We start from the raw sequence: 17,220 nt of genomic DNA, 5'->3' as shown, positions 1-17,220 counted from the left end.
CATCAAAGCGATGGGATATTTTTTTAGCTGGAAGTCCCTGAGAGTAGGAGGATGAGAAAAGCCAAGGATTCTGAAAAATAACTATTGTCTCTCTAAGGCTGCATATTTCATCACATGAGACAAGAAATGTTGAGAACCAATCTGCAAATCACTACTATTAAGCACAGTCTTGTTCTGCCATCTTAATTGAGGTGGAAATTTTAGTAAGGTTTTTAAAGATTTATATAAATTAGATGCAGGGGAATATAACTTCATAAAAGTAGACACAGATTGCTGAATTTCCGATTCAATTAAATCTGGATTTTGTAATTTATTACCCTCAATAATGCCCCCAAAACGTTTCTTGATAAATATTTTAATATGCTCTGCATATTGGATTTCATCGTAATCAGCAATAGCTTGTGAAATGGTAGTTTGTTGATTTAAATTAATCACAAAGCCAACTAAGTAAGCGGCAACATTAGCGGTAAAATCGGAGTCACTAGCCAGACCCATCAGTACTCTCTCAAGGGTCATGGCATTCCCTTTATCAGCTTGAGAGCGATAAAATATAATAGCAGAGCCAATATCCCCAGCCCATGAGGTATGGTCAGCAGTCCAACTGGTTAAGTCAGACTTTTTAATTCCTGGTTGGTTGATTTGGTCGGAAAGTGAGGCGATGAAATGAGCAAAGTCAGTCATTTCGCCACTCAATAATAAATGTTTGTTGAGTCTGCCTTGAAATGCTCCTGCAATGTATTTTTGCTCATACCCTGTGGCTAAAGTCCATAACTTACTCGTGTATTCTGACTTTGTATAACCACGTAAAAGATTAGCGATTTCATAAGCCGATTTGCCCAGATTTTCACTTTCAATTTTTTCAATAAAGGTTAATACTTCTTTTAAGTCCGTCATAAATATACCCTGTTGATCTCAGAGATGGTGATTTTTATAAAATAATCTACCCAGCCTTATTATGAATTTCCGCATTTCTATTGAGTTAAGGAAGTCTTCCAAATAAAATCGAAGGACACCCAGTTTTATGTGAAAAAGCCTGAAAAGAGAAAAAGCCAAGGTTTGAACACTTCCTTTTCTTCTACGGATTGTCAACCCATGCCTTGAGCATCATTTTGTAATGTAAATTACCAGCACTTACAGACAATATGGAAATTAAAGAAATTAAAAAATCTTACAAGCCAAGAACTCAAGACAACGAAACTAGAAACTTTCAACACGTTAAAATACTAGACTGTAACCAACCAGTCAGCAGAGTTATTTTTGAATGTTGGCACTGTAAACAAGGGTTATTAAGTGAGGTAGAAGGAGTTTCCCCACAAGTTTTAGAACTCACTTGTCCCAGTTGTGGTAGAACCGCAATCAGGTTGATGGCTGATAAGGTACTATCAACAACAGCTATCCCTTCACCCTGGAACTAAAAAGCGTCTGCTTGTAAAATCCAAAAACTCCCCTTACTTCTAATAGGGGAGTTGTGAAAGTTTTTTCTAATAAAGAACCCATTTAACAGTTAATAACTTGCTTCTTTTGTTATTTGCTTAGGCTACGTTCTACTTACTCATCCCTCATAACTCAACAGGAAAGAGTGTTTTAAGTTCATTCATTATTTCTGACCCTGTTATTCTTATCTGAGATTGACTACTAAGTAAGCAAATTTGCCTTCCTATTCATCATATGTTGTGAATTCATATATTCAATAAAAAGGGAAGTCAGGGCTGCCATCGGCAGCCCTGACTTCCCTTCCCCTATAATAATTATCATTCTTATACATTGGGGATTTTATTGCTTGGAACTCCCTAAAGCCGTTACTCACTTACTGTTTCTACAGGCGTGGTAGATTCTGGGATGGGATTCGTGGATGAACCAAAGGCAACCCGTAAAAAAGGTGGGGCCAGAAAAGTTGTCAAAATTACCATGATAATAATTGACACCTCCAGAGGCTTATCCAAAATGCCGCTAGCTGATCCGATGCCGGCAAACACTAGACCCACCTCACCTCGTGGAATCATCCCAATCCCGATCGCCACTCGATTGATGCCGGGTTGTCCAAACACTGCCCAACCTGTGATCAGCTTGCCGATAATCGCCACTGCGATCAAAAACGTTGCAATCAATAGTCCCGCCCGATTCTCTGGTAACGCCGGGTTTAAAACACCGAGGTCGGCACGCGCTCCCACCGTCACAAAAAAGACAGGTACCAGTAAATCGGCGATCGGTTTGATTAATTCATCCAACTCGTTCCGGGGATCGGTTTCATCGAGTACCAAACCCGCAGCAAAGGCACCCAAAATCGCTTCGAGGTGAATGGCGTTCCCTAAAAATGCCATAAAGAAAGCGAAGATAAATGCCGGAATGACGATATTTCCACGGGTTTTGAGCTGCTCTACGATCGCCACAAAACCTTTGTTAAAGACACCCCCCAATAAAATTGATCCAATCAAGAATGCCGTAGCACTGACAATCAAATAAATGACATTGGCAACATCAATTTCACCGGTTTTGGCTAAACTGGCGACTACAGCCAAGACAATAATGCCGAGAACATCATCAATCACCGCCGCGCCAACAATGATTTGTCCTTCTTTGGATTTGAGTTGACCTAACTCTGACAACACTTTAGAGGTAATGCCAATACTCGTTGCCGTTAACGCAGCCCCCGCAAAAATCGCTGGAATGGCTGCGACATGAAAGAGTATCATTAACCCTGCCGTACCTGCCGCAAAAGGTGCCGCGACTCCGACACAGGCGACAACCGTGGCTTGAATTCCCACTTCCTTCAGTTGCCGCAGATCGGATTCCAGTCCGATTTCAAACAGCAGAATAATCACGCCGATTTCAGCTAGAACTGAAATCACTTCACTTTGCGACTCAAAGATTCGGGTGAGGGCATCTGGTGCCAATTGATTCAATCCTTGCAACGCAGTCATAATCACCGAGTCAGAGGCAGACAGCCCCCCTTCGGGAAATATCACCAGGTGCAATGCCGAAACGCCGACAATTACACCGGCGACTAGTTCCCCCAGGACGGGAGGAAAATCCAAGCGTCTGGCGACCTCTGCACCGAACTTGCTGGCCAGATAAATCACCACCAGCGTCAGCAATACGCCAGACAGAATAATGGGTGAATCCTCAGCAACAACGGTCGCCAGGAATGGTATCGGAGCCATGAGAGTGGTCATCCCCCCAATGAAAGGAGGCAGAATGTTGGACAAAATCATGAGTTTAAAGCAATGAAGGTTAAGGGTTTGAGGAAGTTATAAAACTGCGGGGGGAATAACTTCTGCACCAGGATCAAGGTAGTGCGGACAGGAAACACGGTCACTCAAAAGCCGAGGTTATGACCTCGGCCTTTGGGGTCTGTGTCCTCTTGATGCAACAGTCGTCTGACCCACAGAAACTCGCAGCAATGACTTGCTTGTTCCTTTCGTGGCGAGTCATTTCGATTCAACAGCCGTCTGGCCCACAGAAAGTTCTCCCGTACAGTACCTCTGCTTCACAGATATAGATAATGCCCGCATAATCGGTGAAAAACTTGATTGCGACCTGATCCGCAATCTTCTCTGCCATCTCCCGATTTTCGGTGAGTACCTCGAACTTTACATTGGAATCGGTATCGGAAGTGTTGGGTTTACCCGTAGAGCGCACGTTGCGACTGCCTTTACCGCCAGTATCCACCACCGTATAACCAGTCGCCCCAGCTTCTTCAATGATCTTGGCGACCTTTTTCAGCAGAACCTTTTCTGTGACGATGACGAGCTTGTTGGCACGCTTGCTCATGTTAGTTACCTCCTTAAATGATGTACATTGATCTACTTGGTCTGCCAGGTCAAGGAAGCGCCGACAGACCTCAATCCGTCTGGGATTAGCCGCCGATCGCCTGGGCAAGTCCGAGGAAGAACGGTATACACAAGCCGATCGCAACTGGCGTACCGACGGCTGTGGATGCGCCTATATAGGCGGATGGATTGGCTGATGGGATACCAGCTCGCAATGTGGGTGGTCCTGAGATGTCTGAACTAGAGGAGGCGATGACAGCTAGGATCACAACACCGCCCATGCTGAAGTTCATGGTGTAGTGGGCAATCATGCCGAGACCGAAGGCGATTAGCCCATGTACAAACGGTGCCACCACACTATATACAACGTACCACTGGGCTACCTTACGCAGTTCACCAATTCTTGACCAAGCTTCCATCCCCATGACCAGCATCAAAATCGAAAGCAAGCCGCGAAAGGCGGGATCGTAGAAGCTTTTATAGACACTTTCCGGCTGGGTGAATAGTCCCAGAGCGAGACCTAACAACATTGCCGATAAGGCAGGACCCCGGAGGCTTTCCTCGATGATCGGCCATATCTTGACGCGATTATCCTCATCTCCCTTCTGCTGGCTGAGATACTCCTGACGGCTGCTGGGATAATCTTTTTGATCGGGATAATCACCAGCCGCAACAGGCTGCTCAGTAGAGTAGACTGCTTCTTTACGCTTCTTCTTGTTGAGGTAAATGTTGGCGATAACAATTGCAGTTACCAACGCTGGGATATCCATGAAGGGATAGAGTGCGCCAGCCCATGCCTCATATGCCATCTTTTGTTCTTCCAGTACCGTCAGACCGGCAGCCATTGTAGAACCACTCACGGCTCCAAACAATCCCCCAGTTGCGATCGCATCAACGACTTTGACCTTTGGCAGCTTGGCTAACGTATAGCGCGAGATGAATACAATCGTAATCCCTGTTATTACAGCAAAGATCATGGGTAACACCATCTCAGTCAGATTGGAATTACGGATCGCAATTCCACCTGTCAGACCGATTTTGGTGAGCAGCATGAAGACGATGATCGTACAAATCGACTCAGGAATAACCAATTCGCTACCGAGGGCAGCAATGATCATCCCACCAATCAAAAAGGCGAGTGTTGGGGACTGTAATTGGGCAATGAAGTCCTTCACGAACAGCGACACAAAATCCACGAATACCTCCTTGTGCTTCCTCTGATGAGGAGTATTGCAATAAATGAACTAAATGAACTTTCAAGATTTACTCTAAGTAAGAGTGAGGAGCTTCACCTTTACATCACAGGTGCTGTATGGGAACCTGTAGACGGGTCTGATAGTCATTAACCCAGTCGGTTCAGAAATTAACGTTGGCTACCGCCAAACAAGTCGGCAAAAAAGCCAACACAAACTGCCCCATAGAGTTCACCGAGGGAACCCGCCCTAGAGGCAGATCAGAAGGCCAGGGGTAACGGGACAATGGCAGCAATGACACCGCCGAAGATATCGCCTCGGAGGTTATTAAACTGGATGAGATTGGTGATTGCCATAGTTGTGGTCAATGAACGGTAGATCGAACTAATTGGAAGCGCTCCCTTTCATAGAAAAGATCGGCCACGAATAAAGATTCAGTTGGAGAATGAAGTCTGGCATCGGCAATCAGACACTCAAAAAATTCTCAACAACAGAATGTTGAGGATGATTGTCGAGCGATTTCAAGCTTTAAAAAACTAAATCGTAATATTTAAATTATTTGGATGTTTTTAACTTTACGCTACTATGGGTATTCGTGCTTAATGGATGATTAAGATAAAAATATTGTTTGCATAGAATTTTTCTATGGTTGTTAGACCAATTTGAAAAAAGAATGCGACAAATACACAGCCTCAAACGCTTGTTCTTTCTTTTCGTACTCCTACGGAGAACCCTTACCCTCACGGGGAAGCAAGCTACGCGGTAGCGTTGCAAAAGGTATTTTGTCGGCGTACCCCTTTGGAGTTTTAGTGGTAATAGGTTAATTATGGGATTTTCAGTACTCATTACCCATTTTCGTTTTCTTGCCAGTTGGGGTTGATAAGACTAGTTAAAATATGGTCTTGCCATTTACCATTAATTAATAAATAGTCCCTGGCGTAACCTTCCACGACAAAACCTAGCCTTTTGAGTACGTTGCCACTACGCTGATTGTGGGGCATATAATGAGCCATAACGCGGTGGAAATTCAATTCTTCAAACACATAATCGGTAGCTGCTTTTAAAGCTTCCGTCATATATCCTTTGCCTTGTTCAGTTTCTGCGAGACTATATCCTACATAACAAAAATGGGCAGCGCCTTTAACAAAATTATTAAAATTTATAGTCCCGATAATTTCTGTCGGTCGCTTTTTGGGAAAGATAAATAGTTTTAAAGACTGGTCATGGATAAATTCTAAAAAATTATTTTCTAATTGATAGTGCCAATATTCTGCTGTAAAGAACTGGTCAACCCAAGTAGGATAGAATGGAGTGAGATAATCTTTATTTTCCAGAAAGTATTTGAGGATTTTGGGGATATCTTCTTGGATACCTATACGTAATATTAGGCGATCGCTAGCAATTATCGGTAGTTCTGACTTCATAACCTAGACGGGCAAATGCTATATCTTTATCTATGTTAATGAGTGGCGGCTTTCTGGTACATATTGTTGATGCAAGGGCATAAATAGTCGCCCACAGTGGCGTGAGATGATCAACTTGATGGATATATCACAGATTAGCCATTGATAGTTCATGATCGTAAGTGTGATGAATTAAAGTCATCCAAAAGTTGGTTGTATGGAATTGTAAGCTTCTATGTTTTTTGATTGCAGCCAACCTAGAAACTTTTCCGTGCTAGTAAGATACTTGATACCAACTCCCTGCAATATTTCCTTGATTTCTTTTGTACCAAAGTCTCTAGAGTTTTCAGTTAATAAGATTTTCTTCCCATTTGGATATGTGTTCTGATGAGTTCGGGCGTGATCAAGAATACAATGCAAAATTAGGTTATCTGTTTGATCAGTAATAAGTATTTGTTGAAGACTTGCACTTAGTATATCTGGTTTTAATTGTATTAACTCTACATTCTTAGTAGCCCATTCAAGAACTTGAAAGAGACGATTATTTATATAATTCAATCGCGCTTTATTTTTAATTTTGGCTTGTTCAAGGTATCTTTGAATTTCTTGAGAATATGGGGAATTTTTATCTCCTTTTAGTTTATTTCTTTCAAAATCCAAATTATTTTGGAAACGATTGCTTATACTAATTTCATCATTTAGTACAGAAAGAGATTCCATACAACACACTGAAAGAGTCACAATTTTAATCAGTGTATTTCTATCTGGCGATATGTTATTGACTAATTTTTCAGAATCCTTATCCTGGCTTTTAGCAAACCCAATAAAGAAATTAGTTTCGATATAAAGCGTTATCACTAAAATTACGACCCTTCACTGTACCGCCGCATCGGCTAGCTTTTCCACGAAACCTATCTGCTTTAATTCTTTTGATTTAGGTGGATTATCAGTTTTCCAGTGTTCAGCTAAATCTCTTAACCATCCCTCGACTAATGTTTCTAGATAATACTCAAAAATTCTCTTATTACTAAATTCTGCATCGTACTCAGACATAATTTCATGAGTTGGGAAGGTGTAGATATCCTTGAGATTTTTGCCATCCCATTCAAAAATCTTAATTTCTTCACGAGTAGCGGTTATAGCATAAGGCACTATAATTCCATTATGTTTATATTCAAATTTGAGAATTTCTTCTAATTTAGATTTAATATCTTCTTGAATGTCTCTGGCTCTAATTTTTGATACTAAAAGTTTTTGCCCATTTTTATTCCAGGCTGTAATATCTGATATCTCTATTGTTTCGTCACGGAGTTTCTCAACATCCATTTTTATCATCCTCGTGACATTGGTAACATTAGTTAATTATAATCTCATCGGATAGTGCCTGCATAACTAAATTTTTCCTTTGAGATATGGACATTTTTAGGAACTTTGAAAATTTTTTTGCAGTAGTCAGCAATTATTGACTACTGATTTGGATTTTACTTGCTGCGTCTGTCGCTTTCTCCCTAGCGGCTTGCACATTCTCGGCTTTGGCTAAGGCGACACCCATACGGCGGTAAGGATGTGCTGTGGGTTTACCAAATAGTCTAATATCTACGTCTGGTGCGGCTAATGCTTCGGCGATACCCGTAAACACGGGTGCATCTAATTTTTCTGATGCTAAAATTACGGCACTGGCTGAAGGCCCCAACTGTTCTATTTTGGGAATGGGTAAGCCTAAAATTGCTCGTAAATGTAACTCAAATTCGTTCAAATTTTGTGAAATTAATGTCACCATTCCCGTATCGTGGGGACGAGGTGATAGTTCAGAAAAGATTACTTCGTCTTTGGTAATGAAAAATTCTACCCCAAATATGCCAGCACCGCCTAAAGCATCTGTGACTTTTTTGGCTATGGCTTGCGCTTCTAATATCTTATCTTCACTAATGCCGGCCGGTTGCCAAGATTCTTGATAATCGCCTCGTTCTTGACGGTGTCCGATGGGTGAACAGAAAATTGTCGGACTATCCCACTGTTTAATGGTGAGGAGAGTTATTTCAATTTCAAAGTTGATAAATTCTTCGACGATGACTTTTTGACTATCACCACGAGAATTAGCGATCGCATAATTCCAAGCTTTTTCTACTTCCTCTTTTGTAGCTACTACCGATTGTCCCTTACCTGAGGACGACATCACAGGTTTGACTACATTGGGAAAACCTATCTCATCAGAAACAGCAATCAATTCTTCTAAAGTAATAGCATAACCATATTTCGCGGTTCTAATACCTAATTCTTCATGGGCTAATTCCCGAATGCGATCGCGGTTCATTGTATAATTCGTAGCTGCCGCAGTGGGGATGACAGTGATACCTCTGTCTTCAAATTCCTGTAGTTTCTCGGTTCTAATTGCTTCAATCTCTGGTATGATAAAATCAGGTTGATACTTAGTGACTACAGCTTCTAAATCATCAGCACTAAGCATTGATATTACTTCACAAAAATCAGCAACCTGCATCGCGGGTGCGTTGGCGTAGCGGTCAACGGCTATCACATAATTACCAAGACGTTGAGCCGCAATGACAAATTCTTTGCCCAACTCACCTGACCCCAATAACATTAGTTTTTGGGGTAGCTTAATTGCCTTACTCATGCACCTTTCCCAGATAAATAAAATCCAGCAGCCTAATAGTTAATACTGCAATTTAATTATCATCTGCCAAATAGTTGAACTTCGCTCCCCGCAGTTGTAAATCTTTACGTTGCTGCTTGGTTAAACCATTACCAATTCCTAACTGGCACTCGTCCACAAGGGTATCTAACCAAACAGTTCCATTGAGAGTTGCACCTCTTAAATCAGCTTTTCTTAAGTCAGCTTTTGTGAAATTCACAAAAATTAGATCAGCATTTAATAGGCTACTTCCTTGTAAATTTGCCTCTGACAAATTACCTCGAATTAAACTTACTTCGTCTAAATTTAATTCAGACAAATCCGCACCAGAAAGATTGGGAAATTTCATCTGTCCGGGATTTTGAAAGAAGCGAATCACACAATCAACGTTGCTGTCATTCAGACGGATTTTAGATAAGAACTTGAAACGGCCCAAGCCTAATTCTTGCAGAATTTGCAGGCGTTCTGATGGAGTCTGTTCTAAAAAATGAATGGACTGAGAGCGGATGTCTTGAGTATGAGGATTGATCATGATCATTGTTTGGCACTATATCTAACTATTGGATGCACGGCTAAAGTTATCAATAGCCCGATGAAAAGCACTAACCTGAAAACCTAGTCAAACTTCCACTCAGACAAAGAGTAACATCTGATTGTCAATATTAAGGCGAACTTTTGGTAAACTCAGTGGCAGAGTTTTTAAAGAATTGATTTGTGTTGGCAATTCGGGCATCCTTTAATGCCAGGTTTGATGGTAGATTCTGCTTTCGAGCTATCATGTTGCGCTTACCCACTCTCGGAAGACTCTATCTCCGCTAATTCTAACCAGCGCTCAGTCGCTACATCAATTGCTTGCTTCAGCGCTTCTATTTGTTCGTAGAGTTTTTGTACTTGGGTATAATTGCCGGGAGGGACATGAGTTAGTGCTTGCTCGGCTTGGGTTTTTTCGTCCTCTAGTTGAGCAATTTTGCCTTCTAACTCGGTAAATTCCCGCTTTTCCCAATTGGATAGTCTACGCCGTTTTTTAGTTTCTACATCTTTAGTTTGCGATGTAACTTTTGTTTCTGGGGAATTTTTTGTCTTTTCTTTAGTGTTGAGTGTTGCTTGTTGTGCTTCCTCGGCTTTTTTGTAGTCTAGATAAACTGAATAATTACCTGGATATTGCCGCAGGTTTCCACCTTCTTCCAAGGCAAATATTGTATCAACAGTACGGTCTAAAAAGTAGCGATCGTGGGAAACTACAATCACGCTACCGCTAAAATCTTCCAAGTAGTCTTCTAAGACTGCTAGTGTTTGCACATCTAAATCGTTTGTCGGTTCATCTAAAATTAAGACATTGGGGGCGCTGATGAGGATACGCAGGAGAAATAATCGGCGTTTTTCACCACCAGATAGTTTATGAATTGGTGCATACTGCTGATTCCCTGGAAAGAGAAAGCGTTCTAACATTTGGGAAGCAGTAATTTTTGTCCCATCGGCTATCTGAACAAATTCTCCCTCTTCTTTAATGTAGTCAATCACGCGCTGATTTTCATCTACAGCTGTGAGTAATTCTTCAGAATGTTGGTCAAAATAACCAATGTGGATGGTAGAACCAATTTCTACTTTACCGGCATCGGGTTCTATACGCCCGGTGATGATATTCATTAAGGTAGACTTGCCAGCACCGTTACCGCCGATAATGCCGATGCGGTCTTCCGGGCTAAATTCGTAGGTAAAATCTTTGATTAAGATGCGGTCATTATAGGCTTTAGAAATGTTATGCAAATCAATCACTTTTTTGCCAATGCGACGGCTAACTGTGGAGATATCCACTTTACCTTGAGTTTGTTTAAACTCAGTTTCGCGCATGGCTTGGACGCGTTGAATGCGGGCTTTTTGTTTGGTACTTCTGGCTTTGGGGCCGCGCTTGAGCCATTCTAGTTCTCGCCGCAATACACCTTGATGTTTGCGTTGGGTACTAATGGCTGATTCTTCCGCCAGAGCTTTCTTTTCCAGGTAGTATGAGTAATTACCTGCATAGCTGTAAACATCGCCTCGGTCGATTTCGATGATGCGGTTGGTAACTTTATCTAAAAAGTAGCGATCGTGTGTAATCAGGAATAATGCCCCACGAAAGCGGTTAAGATAGCTTTGTAACCATTCTACAGACAAAGCATCCAGATGGTTTGTTGGCTCATCCATCAGTAAAACATCTGGTTCTGCAAGTAAGGCTGTTGCTAAAGCTATACGCTTACGATAGCCGCCAGATAAACTGCCAATGGGCGCATCAAAATCAGTAATTCCTAGTTTGCTGAGGATAATTTTGGCATTGGTTTCTAACTCCCAGGCGTTAGTTGCGTCCATGCGCTGCATGACAACAGAAAGACGGGACATGATTTGGCTATCTTCTGGGTAGTGAGCTAGTTTATCAGAAAGTTCTTCATACTCACGTACTAAGGTCATTTGTTCGCCACTGTCGGCAAAAATTTGTTCTAAAACAGTAAGGTTTTCATCTAAGTCTGGCTGTTGGGGTAAGTAGATGATTTTAGAACCAGAAGTACAAAGAATTTGTCCACTATCAATAGATTCTATGCCGGCGATCATTTTTAATAAAGTGGATTTGCCGGAACCGTTTGTACCTATTAAGCCAACTTTATCAGTAGCATCTAAACTAAAGCTAGCATCTTTTAAAATTTCTTTGATTCCAAAGTCTTTTTTAACTGATTGTAATGTGATGACGCTCATAGCAATTTTAAAAGATACTGTTTAGCTCACGCCCAGGCGCAAAGGTCAGAAGATTTGAGGAGGAAGAGGTACGCTTATTGAGTGTAGCGTACCTCAGATTAAATCTAAACTTTTAAACAAATAAGTCGAGGGGTAGATGTCCATACATTTCGTTAATTCCTCCTTCATAGTAAGATTGGCATGATACTAGGACACCGCGATGATGTCCTGCGTAGGAGTCGAGATAACACAGACCATTTTTGCCATTTAATTTAATGTAGACTGGGCCTTCAACTACAGGTAGATCAATAGGAACTTCATAACCTAAAGCGTGAGAGTAGGTTTTCATAGCTAGTAGTCCTTCGTCGGCTGTATCGGCGCAAATTCCTAATATTTGATAGTCAGAAAGTTTGGTGATCAAAATCAATGCCCGACGAACTGATTCTTTTTCTGATGGCTTGAGAATCGGGGCGATATCTAAGCAGTTGAATTTATTGAGGATTTTTTTCGCGTCGGCGGTGGTAAGATTGGGATGATTGGGCATTGACATAAATGACTTTATTATGTTCCTAAGTTGTGTTTGTGTGTGAGTAGACAATTAGTTTAAATTTTGGGTGTTCCCTAAATTAAAGATAAAGGGTACACTGCCCTGTGATTCTCCACCCATGACTAGAACTTTGGGCATTTGCGCGCCACCAGTTTTCCAGGCTTCTATGGCTTCTTTTTGCAGTACTAATTGCCCACCTTGGGCTTTGAGAGTTTCTGCTAAAAGTCTTTGGGCTTCTGCTTTTCCTTTGGCTCGATTAATTTCTGCTTGCGCTTCTTGTTCGGCTTCTCGCGCTACGTAAACGGCTCTTTGGGCGCGTTGTTCAGCAATTTGTTTTTCTTCTACGGCTCTGGCAAATTCCGGCGAGAAGGTCAAGTCAACTACGCTAGTATCTAATACTATTATTCCATATTTATCTAGGCGATCGCCTAAAGCATTATCGAAGTCTTCTTTTAATTCACTCCGCTTGGTAATTGCTTCTTCCACGGTTCTTCTAGCCGCAGCGATTTTAAATGCTTCTTGTGTTTGGGGCGCGATAATTTTCGAGACAATATTTTCTAAAGTTCCTTGCTTTCTTCTCACATCTACCACCTGAATGGGATCTAAGCGAAAGTTAATAGCAAACCTAGCAGACAAATTTTGTAAATCCTTGGTAGAACTTTCTGCTGGTACTTCAAATTTTTGGACGGTGAGATCATAAACATCTATCGCCGAAATCAAAGGCGGCTTCAAGTGAATTCCCTCTAGTAACGCCCCATCCCTAGCTTTCCCTAAGATACTCAACACTCCTGCCTGCCCTGGATTGATAATAATAAAGGAATTTAACCCAATAATCACAATTATTGCCACCAAAATTCCGAACACAGTAGTTTGCCAATTTCCCAATTGCTGATTTTTCAAGCTTGTTTCTCCGTAGTCATTAGTTAAAGGTTGACGGTTGACAGTCCATAGTTAATAGTTCTCTTCTCTTCCTACCCTTCGCGTAGCACCTCGTCGAGAAGACCGCGTTGTCTCACACCATGCTCCCTGTCTCCACTCTGTGGTAATATCAGTTGCACACAACTTGCAACGGCTGTGGCTATAGCATCTCCATCTCACCGGGTATTACAAAGGCGTAGACATTCTGCACATCCTTTACAGCGCCTGTTTGACTATGGATACCAGTATCGTCAACAAATGTTGTTGGCGGTTGGTTGTTCAATTCTAAATAAGCTTTTTGATTTAGCTCCACCAGCTTTAATTGGTATGGCGGTGGATGTGGTAGTTAAGCAGCAGGATTCTATCATTGCTCAGTTGGGAATAAAAGATATCTTTGGGCAATTTTTAATTGTGGCGCTGCTCACAGTCATCACTTGGATACTAGAGTCATTTTTTGAATATCGCTATCGCGTGTTATGGCGTAACCTAGCACAGAATATCCAGCATAACTTACGTTTGGACGCATATAGTCACCTACAAGAATTGGAATTGGCTTATTTTGAAGAACGTAGCACAGGTGGTTTAATGTCTATCCTCAGTGATGATGTTAACCAACTAGAACGTTTTTTGGACGTGGGCGCTAACGACATTATCCAGGTAGTCACGACTATTGTAGTCGTTGGCGGCGCCTTCTTTATTTTGGCTCCCAGCGTAGCTTGGATGGCTATTTTACCAATGCCATTTATTCTGTGGGGTTCGGTGGCTTTCCAGAAATTGCTAGCACCACGTTACGCCGATGTACGGGAAAAAGTAGGGTTACTCAATGGGCGTTTGTCCAATAACCTGAGTGGTATCACCACAATTAAAAGCTTTACGGCGGAAGAGTATGAAAAAGGGCGTTTAGAAATAGATAGTTCCGCTTATCGTCAAAGTAACACAAGAGCGATCGCCTTGTCTGCCGCTTTTATTCCCCTAATTCGGATGCTAATTCTCGTAGGGTTTACCTCATTGCTGCTATTTGGGGGTATGGCAACCGTTGCGGGGAGAATGTCCGTAGGCGCTTATAGTTCATTAGTATTTTTAGTCCAGCTACTACTTTGGCCTTTAACTAGATTGGGGGAAACTTTTGATCTTTATCAAAGGGCTATGGCTTCCACTAATAGAGTGATGGAGTTGTTAGATACTCCGATTACAGCGTATACAGGAAATATTGCTTTACCTGTAGAAGAAGTACGCGGTGCCGTGGAATTTAACAATGTTACTTTTGCCTATAAAGATAGATTACCTGTAGTTAAACATTTATCTTTGCAAATACCCGCAGGTAATACTATTGCTATTGTTGGTTCTACTGGTTCTGGTAAAAGTACTTTAGTAAAACTGCTGCTGCGCTTGTATGAAGTGCAAGCTGGGAAAATAACCTTAGATGGGATCAATATAGAAGATTTAAAGTTACGCGATTTACGCCGTAGTATGGGTTTAGTTAGTCAAGATGTATTCCTATTTCATGGCACGGTAGCTGAGAACATAGCATACGGTACTTTCGATGCGACAGAACAAGAAATCATCACTGCTGCCAAGATAGCAGAAGCGCACGAATTTATTAGCCATCTACCCCAGGGTTATGAAACAATTGTGGGAGAAAGGGGGCAAAAGTTATCTGGGGGACAAAGACAACGAATAGCCATTGCACGGGCGGTTTTGAAGAATCCACCGATTTTGATTTTAGATGAAGCTACCTCGGCAGTGGATAATGAAACAGAGGCAGCAATTCAGCGATCGCTCGAACGAATTACCATCAATAGAACTACAATTGCGATCGCTCACCGTCTTTCCACAATTCGCAATGCTGATTGTATATATGTCATGGAACATGGACAATTAGTGGAGTCAGGAACCCATGAAGCATTGTTAGACAAGGATGGAATATATGCTAACCTCTGGCGTGTGCAGAGTGGTTTGAAATGAGTAATAAATATTGACTGTTGACCAATGGCTAATTATTTATGATGTTTAGTAGTACTAAGCCGGAATCAGGTGATAGTAAGTGGCGTAGCCAGTTAGATAGGTTTGTCAAAGAAAACCAGCAAGATTTGGCTGCACTTTTTTGGGGGTTATGGTTAGAAAATGGTGATAGCCAAGGTACTATCGGTATCGATTTACAGCCTACCCCACATTTTGTTTACTGCCCGCAAGAGGCTGTAGAGAAATTAAATAATAATGTAGAAAATCGACTCCAGGAACTTTTGGGAATTATTGAACATAATCAACCAGAAATTGAAGTCTTGATGATTGGTATTGGTAGAGGTGAAATCAAGTTAATTCAGTTTGCACCAGAACCCCCGCCACCACTCTGTTTTGAGCAAGTCGGGCAGGATGTAGATGGGTTGTTGGAATTATTAGAACAGCGTATGAGTGGTCAGATTGCGGTTTAACGTAGATCAATTTGCACCTTGGTAGAATAGCAAGACTACGATGACCTACCATCGCCTATTACTTGCTACGTCATGGTAGAATTTTCTCTGACAAAATTAATTCAGTAGAAGATTTATCAGATGTCGATACCGGAAATTACGCAAACTCTCTTACAGGCGAAGAAAGACCAAGGACTCAGCTTTGCTGACTTAGAAGCAATTTTGGGGCGGAATGAAGTATGGATTGCTGCCTTATTCTACCGCCAAGCAAGCGCATCAGAGGAAGAAGCTAAGTTACTGGTGGAAGCATTGGGATTAGACCCCAGCTATATTCAACATTTAACTGAATATCCAATCAAAGGCTTGGGGCCAATTGTACCTACAGACCCACTGATTTACCGCTTCTATGAGATTATGCAGGTGTATGGCTTTCCGATTAAGCAAGTCATTCAGGAAAAGTTTGGCGATGGAATTATGAGTGCAATTGACTTTACCTTGGATGTGGAAAAAGAAGCAGACCCAAAAGGCGATCGCGTTAAGATTACTATGTCTGGTAAATTCTTACCTTACAAAAAGTGGTAGTCTTTGACTCATCGCAATAGTTAAAATGTCGCTTGAACTCACAACAAACAACAACCATAGAATTAACTAATTTTATACCTTCCTATACTCAGCAACACGGAGCAGTATATTTAGGCGACTGTTTAGAAATTATCAAGTCTATCCCCGACAACAGTGTTAACTTAATCCTCACTTCACCACCATTCGCTTTAACGCGTAAAAAAGAATACGGTAACGAAAGCGCAGAAAAATATATTGAATGGTTTTTACCTTTCGCTGACGAATTTAAGAGAGTCTTAGCAGAAAATGGTTCATTTATTTTAGATTTAGGCGGTGCATACCTTCCAGGAAATCCTGTGCGGAGTATTTATCAATACGAACTGCTAGTGAGATTATGTAAGGAAGTTGGATTTTTTCTGGCTCAGGAATTCTATCATTACAATCCTGCACGATTACCTACCCCGGCTGAATGGGTAACTATTAGAAGAGTCCGTGTCAAAGATGCAGTAAATATTGTTTGGTGGCTATCAAAAACTCCCAATCCCAAAGCAGATAACAAAAAAATTTTAAAGCCCTATAGCCAGAGTATGAAGCGATTACTCAAAAAAGGTTATAAAGCGCAAGTTCGTCCTAGTGGACATGATATTTCTGATAAGTTTCAAAAAGATAATCAGGGTGCAATTCCCCCAAATTTGCTAGAAATTGCTAATACTGAATCCAACAGTACTTATTTACGACGTTGTAAAGCAGCAGGGGTTAAACCACATCCAGCTAGATTTCCTCAGGGGTTTGCTGAGTTCTTCATCAAATTCTTGACTGATGAAGGGGATTTAGTATTAGACCCATTTGCAGGTTCTAATACTACTGGGTTTGTTGCTGAAACTTTCCAACGTCGTTGGATTGCTGTGGAAATTAATCAGGATTATGTTCTGGGAAGTCGCTATAGATTTAGTGAATAGTCAGCCACTACAAAAAATTCCAAATTTGGAGTCCAGAAGCACAATTCCCATAAACAATTTAGGGGTTTGTATCCTTACTCTTGTTCGCTTAATAGCCAA

At 41.4% G+C, this 17,220-nt stretch carries 17 protein-coding genes and 1 pseudogene; 5 read left to right on the top strand and 13 right to left on the bottom strand.

What is annotated here, in order from left to right:
* Positions 1 to 81: 81 nt before the first annotated feature.
* A complete protein-coding gene (locus tag GSQ19_RS20900) occupies positions 82 to 894 on the bottom strand; it encodes a hypothetical protein (RefSeq protein ID WP_011319773.1) in 813 nt (270 codons plus the stop codon).
* Between the two features lie 248 nt (positions 895 to 1,142).
* Between GSQ19_RS20900 and GSQ19_RS20895 the strand changes: the two genes are divergently transcribed.
* Positions 1,143 to 1,415, top strand: a complete 273-nt coding sequence (locus GSQ19_RS20895) for a hypothetical protein (protein ID WP_011319772.1) — start codon at positions 1,143 to 1,145, stop codon at positions 1,413 to 1,415.
* A 384-nt stretch (positions 1,416 to 1,799) separates the two neighbouring features.
* Here the strand turns inward: GSQ19_RS20895 and GSQ19_RS20890 are convergent, their stop codons facing one another.
* From GSQ19_RS20890 to GSQ19_RS20835, 12 genes and pseudogenes are all read right to left on the bottom strand, one after another.
* Positions 1,800 to 3,161 carry a cation:proton antiporter gene (locus tag GSQ19_RS20890; RefSeq protein ID WP_011319771.1) on the bottom strand — a complete coding sequence of 454 codons (1,362 nt, stop codon included), beginning with the start codon at positions 3,159 to 3,161 and terminating at the stop codon, positions 1,800 to 1,802.
* 277 nt (positions 3,162 to 3,438) lie between these two features.
* The gene (locus GSQ19_RS20885) at positions 3,439 to 3,771 is read right to left on the bottom strand and encodes a P-II family nitrogen regulator (RefSeq protein ID WP_011319770.1); all 333 of its coding nucleotides are present in this window, start codon (positions 3,769 to 3,771) and stop codon (positions 3,439 to 3,441) included.
* 85 nt (positions 3,772 to 3,856) lie between these two features.
* Positions 3,857 to 4,966 (bottom strand): sodium-dependent bicarbonate transport family permease, encoded by a 1,110-nt coding sequence (locus tag GSQ19_RS20880; RefSeq protein ID WP_011319769.1) that lies wholly within the window; start codon positions 4,964 to 4,966, stop codon positions 3,857 to 3,859.
* Between the two features lie 138 nt (positions 4,967 to 5,104).
* Positions 5,105 to 5,319, bottom strand: a pseudogene (locus tag GSQ19_RS20875) (SulP family inorganic anion transporter); the annotation flags it as partial.
* Positions 5,320 to 5,808: 489 nt separating this feature from the next.
* On the bottom strand, positions 5,809 to 6,387 hold the full coding sequence (locus GSQ19_RS20870; RefSeq protein WP_011319767.1) for a GNAT family N-acetyltransferase: 579 nt from the start codon (positions 6,385 to 6,387) through the stop codon (positions 5,809 to 5,811).
* 177 nt (positions 6,388 to 6,564) lie between these two features.
* Positions 6,565 to 7,224 carry a PIN domain-containing protein gene (locus GSQ19_RS20865; protein ID WP_011319766.1) on the bottom strand — a complete coding sequence of 220 codons (660 nt, stop codon included), beginning with the start codon at positions 7,222 to 7,224 and terminating at the stop codon, positions 6,565 to 6,567.
* Positions 7,225 to 7,239: 15 nt separating this feature from the next.
* Positions 7,240 to 7,692: a hypothetical protein gene (locus GSQ19_RS20860; RefSeq protein WP_011319765.1), complete on the bottom strand. Its 453-nt coding sequence runs from the start codon at positions 7,690 to 7,692 to the stop codon at positions 7,240 to 7,242.
* Between the two features lie 133 nt (positions 7,693 to 7,825).
* Positions 7,826 to 9,001, bottom strand: a complete 1,176-nt coding sequence (gene purT, locus GSQ19_RS20855; RefSeq protein WP_011319764.1) for a formate-dependent phosphoribosylglycinamide formyltransferase — start codon at positions 8,999 to 9,001, stop codon at positions 7,826 to 7,828.
* Positions 9,002 to 9,053: 52 nt separating this feature from the next.
* The gene (locus tag GSQ19_RS20850; protein ID WP_011319763.1) at positions 9,054 to 9,557 is read right to left on the bottom strand and encodes a pentapeptide repeat-containing protein; all 504 of its coding nucleotides are present in this window, start codon (positions 9,555 to 9,557) and stop codon (positions 9,054 to 9,056) included.
* 248 nt (positions 9,558 to 9,805) lie between these two features.
* Complete coding sequence (locus tag GSQ19_RS20845) at positions 9,806 to 11,746, bottom strand: ABC-F family ATP-binding cassette domain-containing protein (protein ID WP_011319762.1); 1,941 nt, start codon at positions 11,744 to 11,746, stop codon at positions 9,806 to 9,808.
* 112 nt (positions 11,747 to 11,858) lie between these two features.
* Positions 11,859 to 12,275, bottom strand: coding sequence for a DUF1824 family protein (locus GSQ19_RS20840; protein ID WP_011319761.1), 417 nt, complete (start codon positions 12,273 to 12,275; stop codon positions 11,859 to 11,861).
* Between the two features lie 48 nt (positions 12,276 to 12,323).
* A complete protein-coding gene (locus tag GSQ19_RS20835) occupies positions 12,324 to 13,172 on the bottom strand; it encodes a prohibitin family protein (RefSeq protein ID WP_041456237.1) in 849 nt (282 codons plus the stop codon).
* A 174-nt stretch (positions 13,173 to 13,346) separates the two neighbouring features.
* Here GSQ19_RS20835 and GSQ19_RS20830 point away from each other — a divergent pair, with 174 nt between their 5' ends.
* The 4 genes from GSQ19_RS20830 to GSQ19_RS20815 all read left to right on the top strand — a co-directional run bounded on the left by GSQ19_RS20830 (position 13,347) and on the right by GSQ19_RS20815 (position 17,121).
* Complete coding sequence (locus GSQ19_RS20830) at positions 13,347 to 15,155, top strand: ABC transporter ATP-binding protein (protein ID WP_011319759.1); 1,809 nt, start codon at positions 13,347 to 13,349, stop codon at positions 15,153 to 15,155.
* Between the two features lie 38 nt (positions 15,156 to 15,193).
* Positions 15,194 to 15,622: a beta-carboxysome assembly chaperone CcmS gene (ccmS, locus tag GSQ19_RS20825; RefSeq protein ID WP_011319758.1), complete on the top strand. Its 429-nt coding sequence runs from the start codon at positions 15,194 to 15,196 to the stop codon at positions 15,620 to 15,622.
* A 120-nt stretch (positions 15,623 to 15,742) separates the two neighbouring features.
* The gene (gene cynS, locus GSQ19_RS20820) at positions 15,743 to 16,183 is read left to right on the top strand and encodes a cyanase (protein ID WP_011319757.1); all 441 of its coding nucleotides are present in this window, start codon (positions 15,743 to 15,745) and stop codon (positions 16,181 to 16,183) included.
* Positions 16,184 to 16,215: 32 nt separating this feature from the next.
* A complete protein-coding gene (locus tag GSQ19_RS20815; RefSeq protein ID WP_011319756.1) occupies positions 16,216 to 17,121 on the top strand; it encodes a DNA-methyltransferase in 906 nt (301 codons plus the stop codon).
* Positions 17,122 to 17,220: the final 99 nt, after the last annotated feature.

The organism is Trichormus variabilis 0441 (genome assembly GCF_009856605.1).
In the GTDB taxonomy this organism is placed as follows: Bacteria; Cyanobacteriota; Cyanobacteriia; order Cyanobacteriales; family Nostocaceae; genus Trichormus; species Trichormus variabilis.
This window is presented reverse-complemented; position numbering and strand designations above follow the sequence as displayed.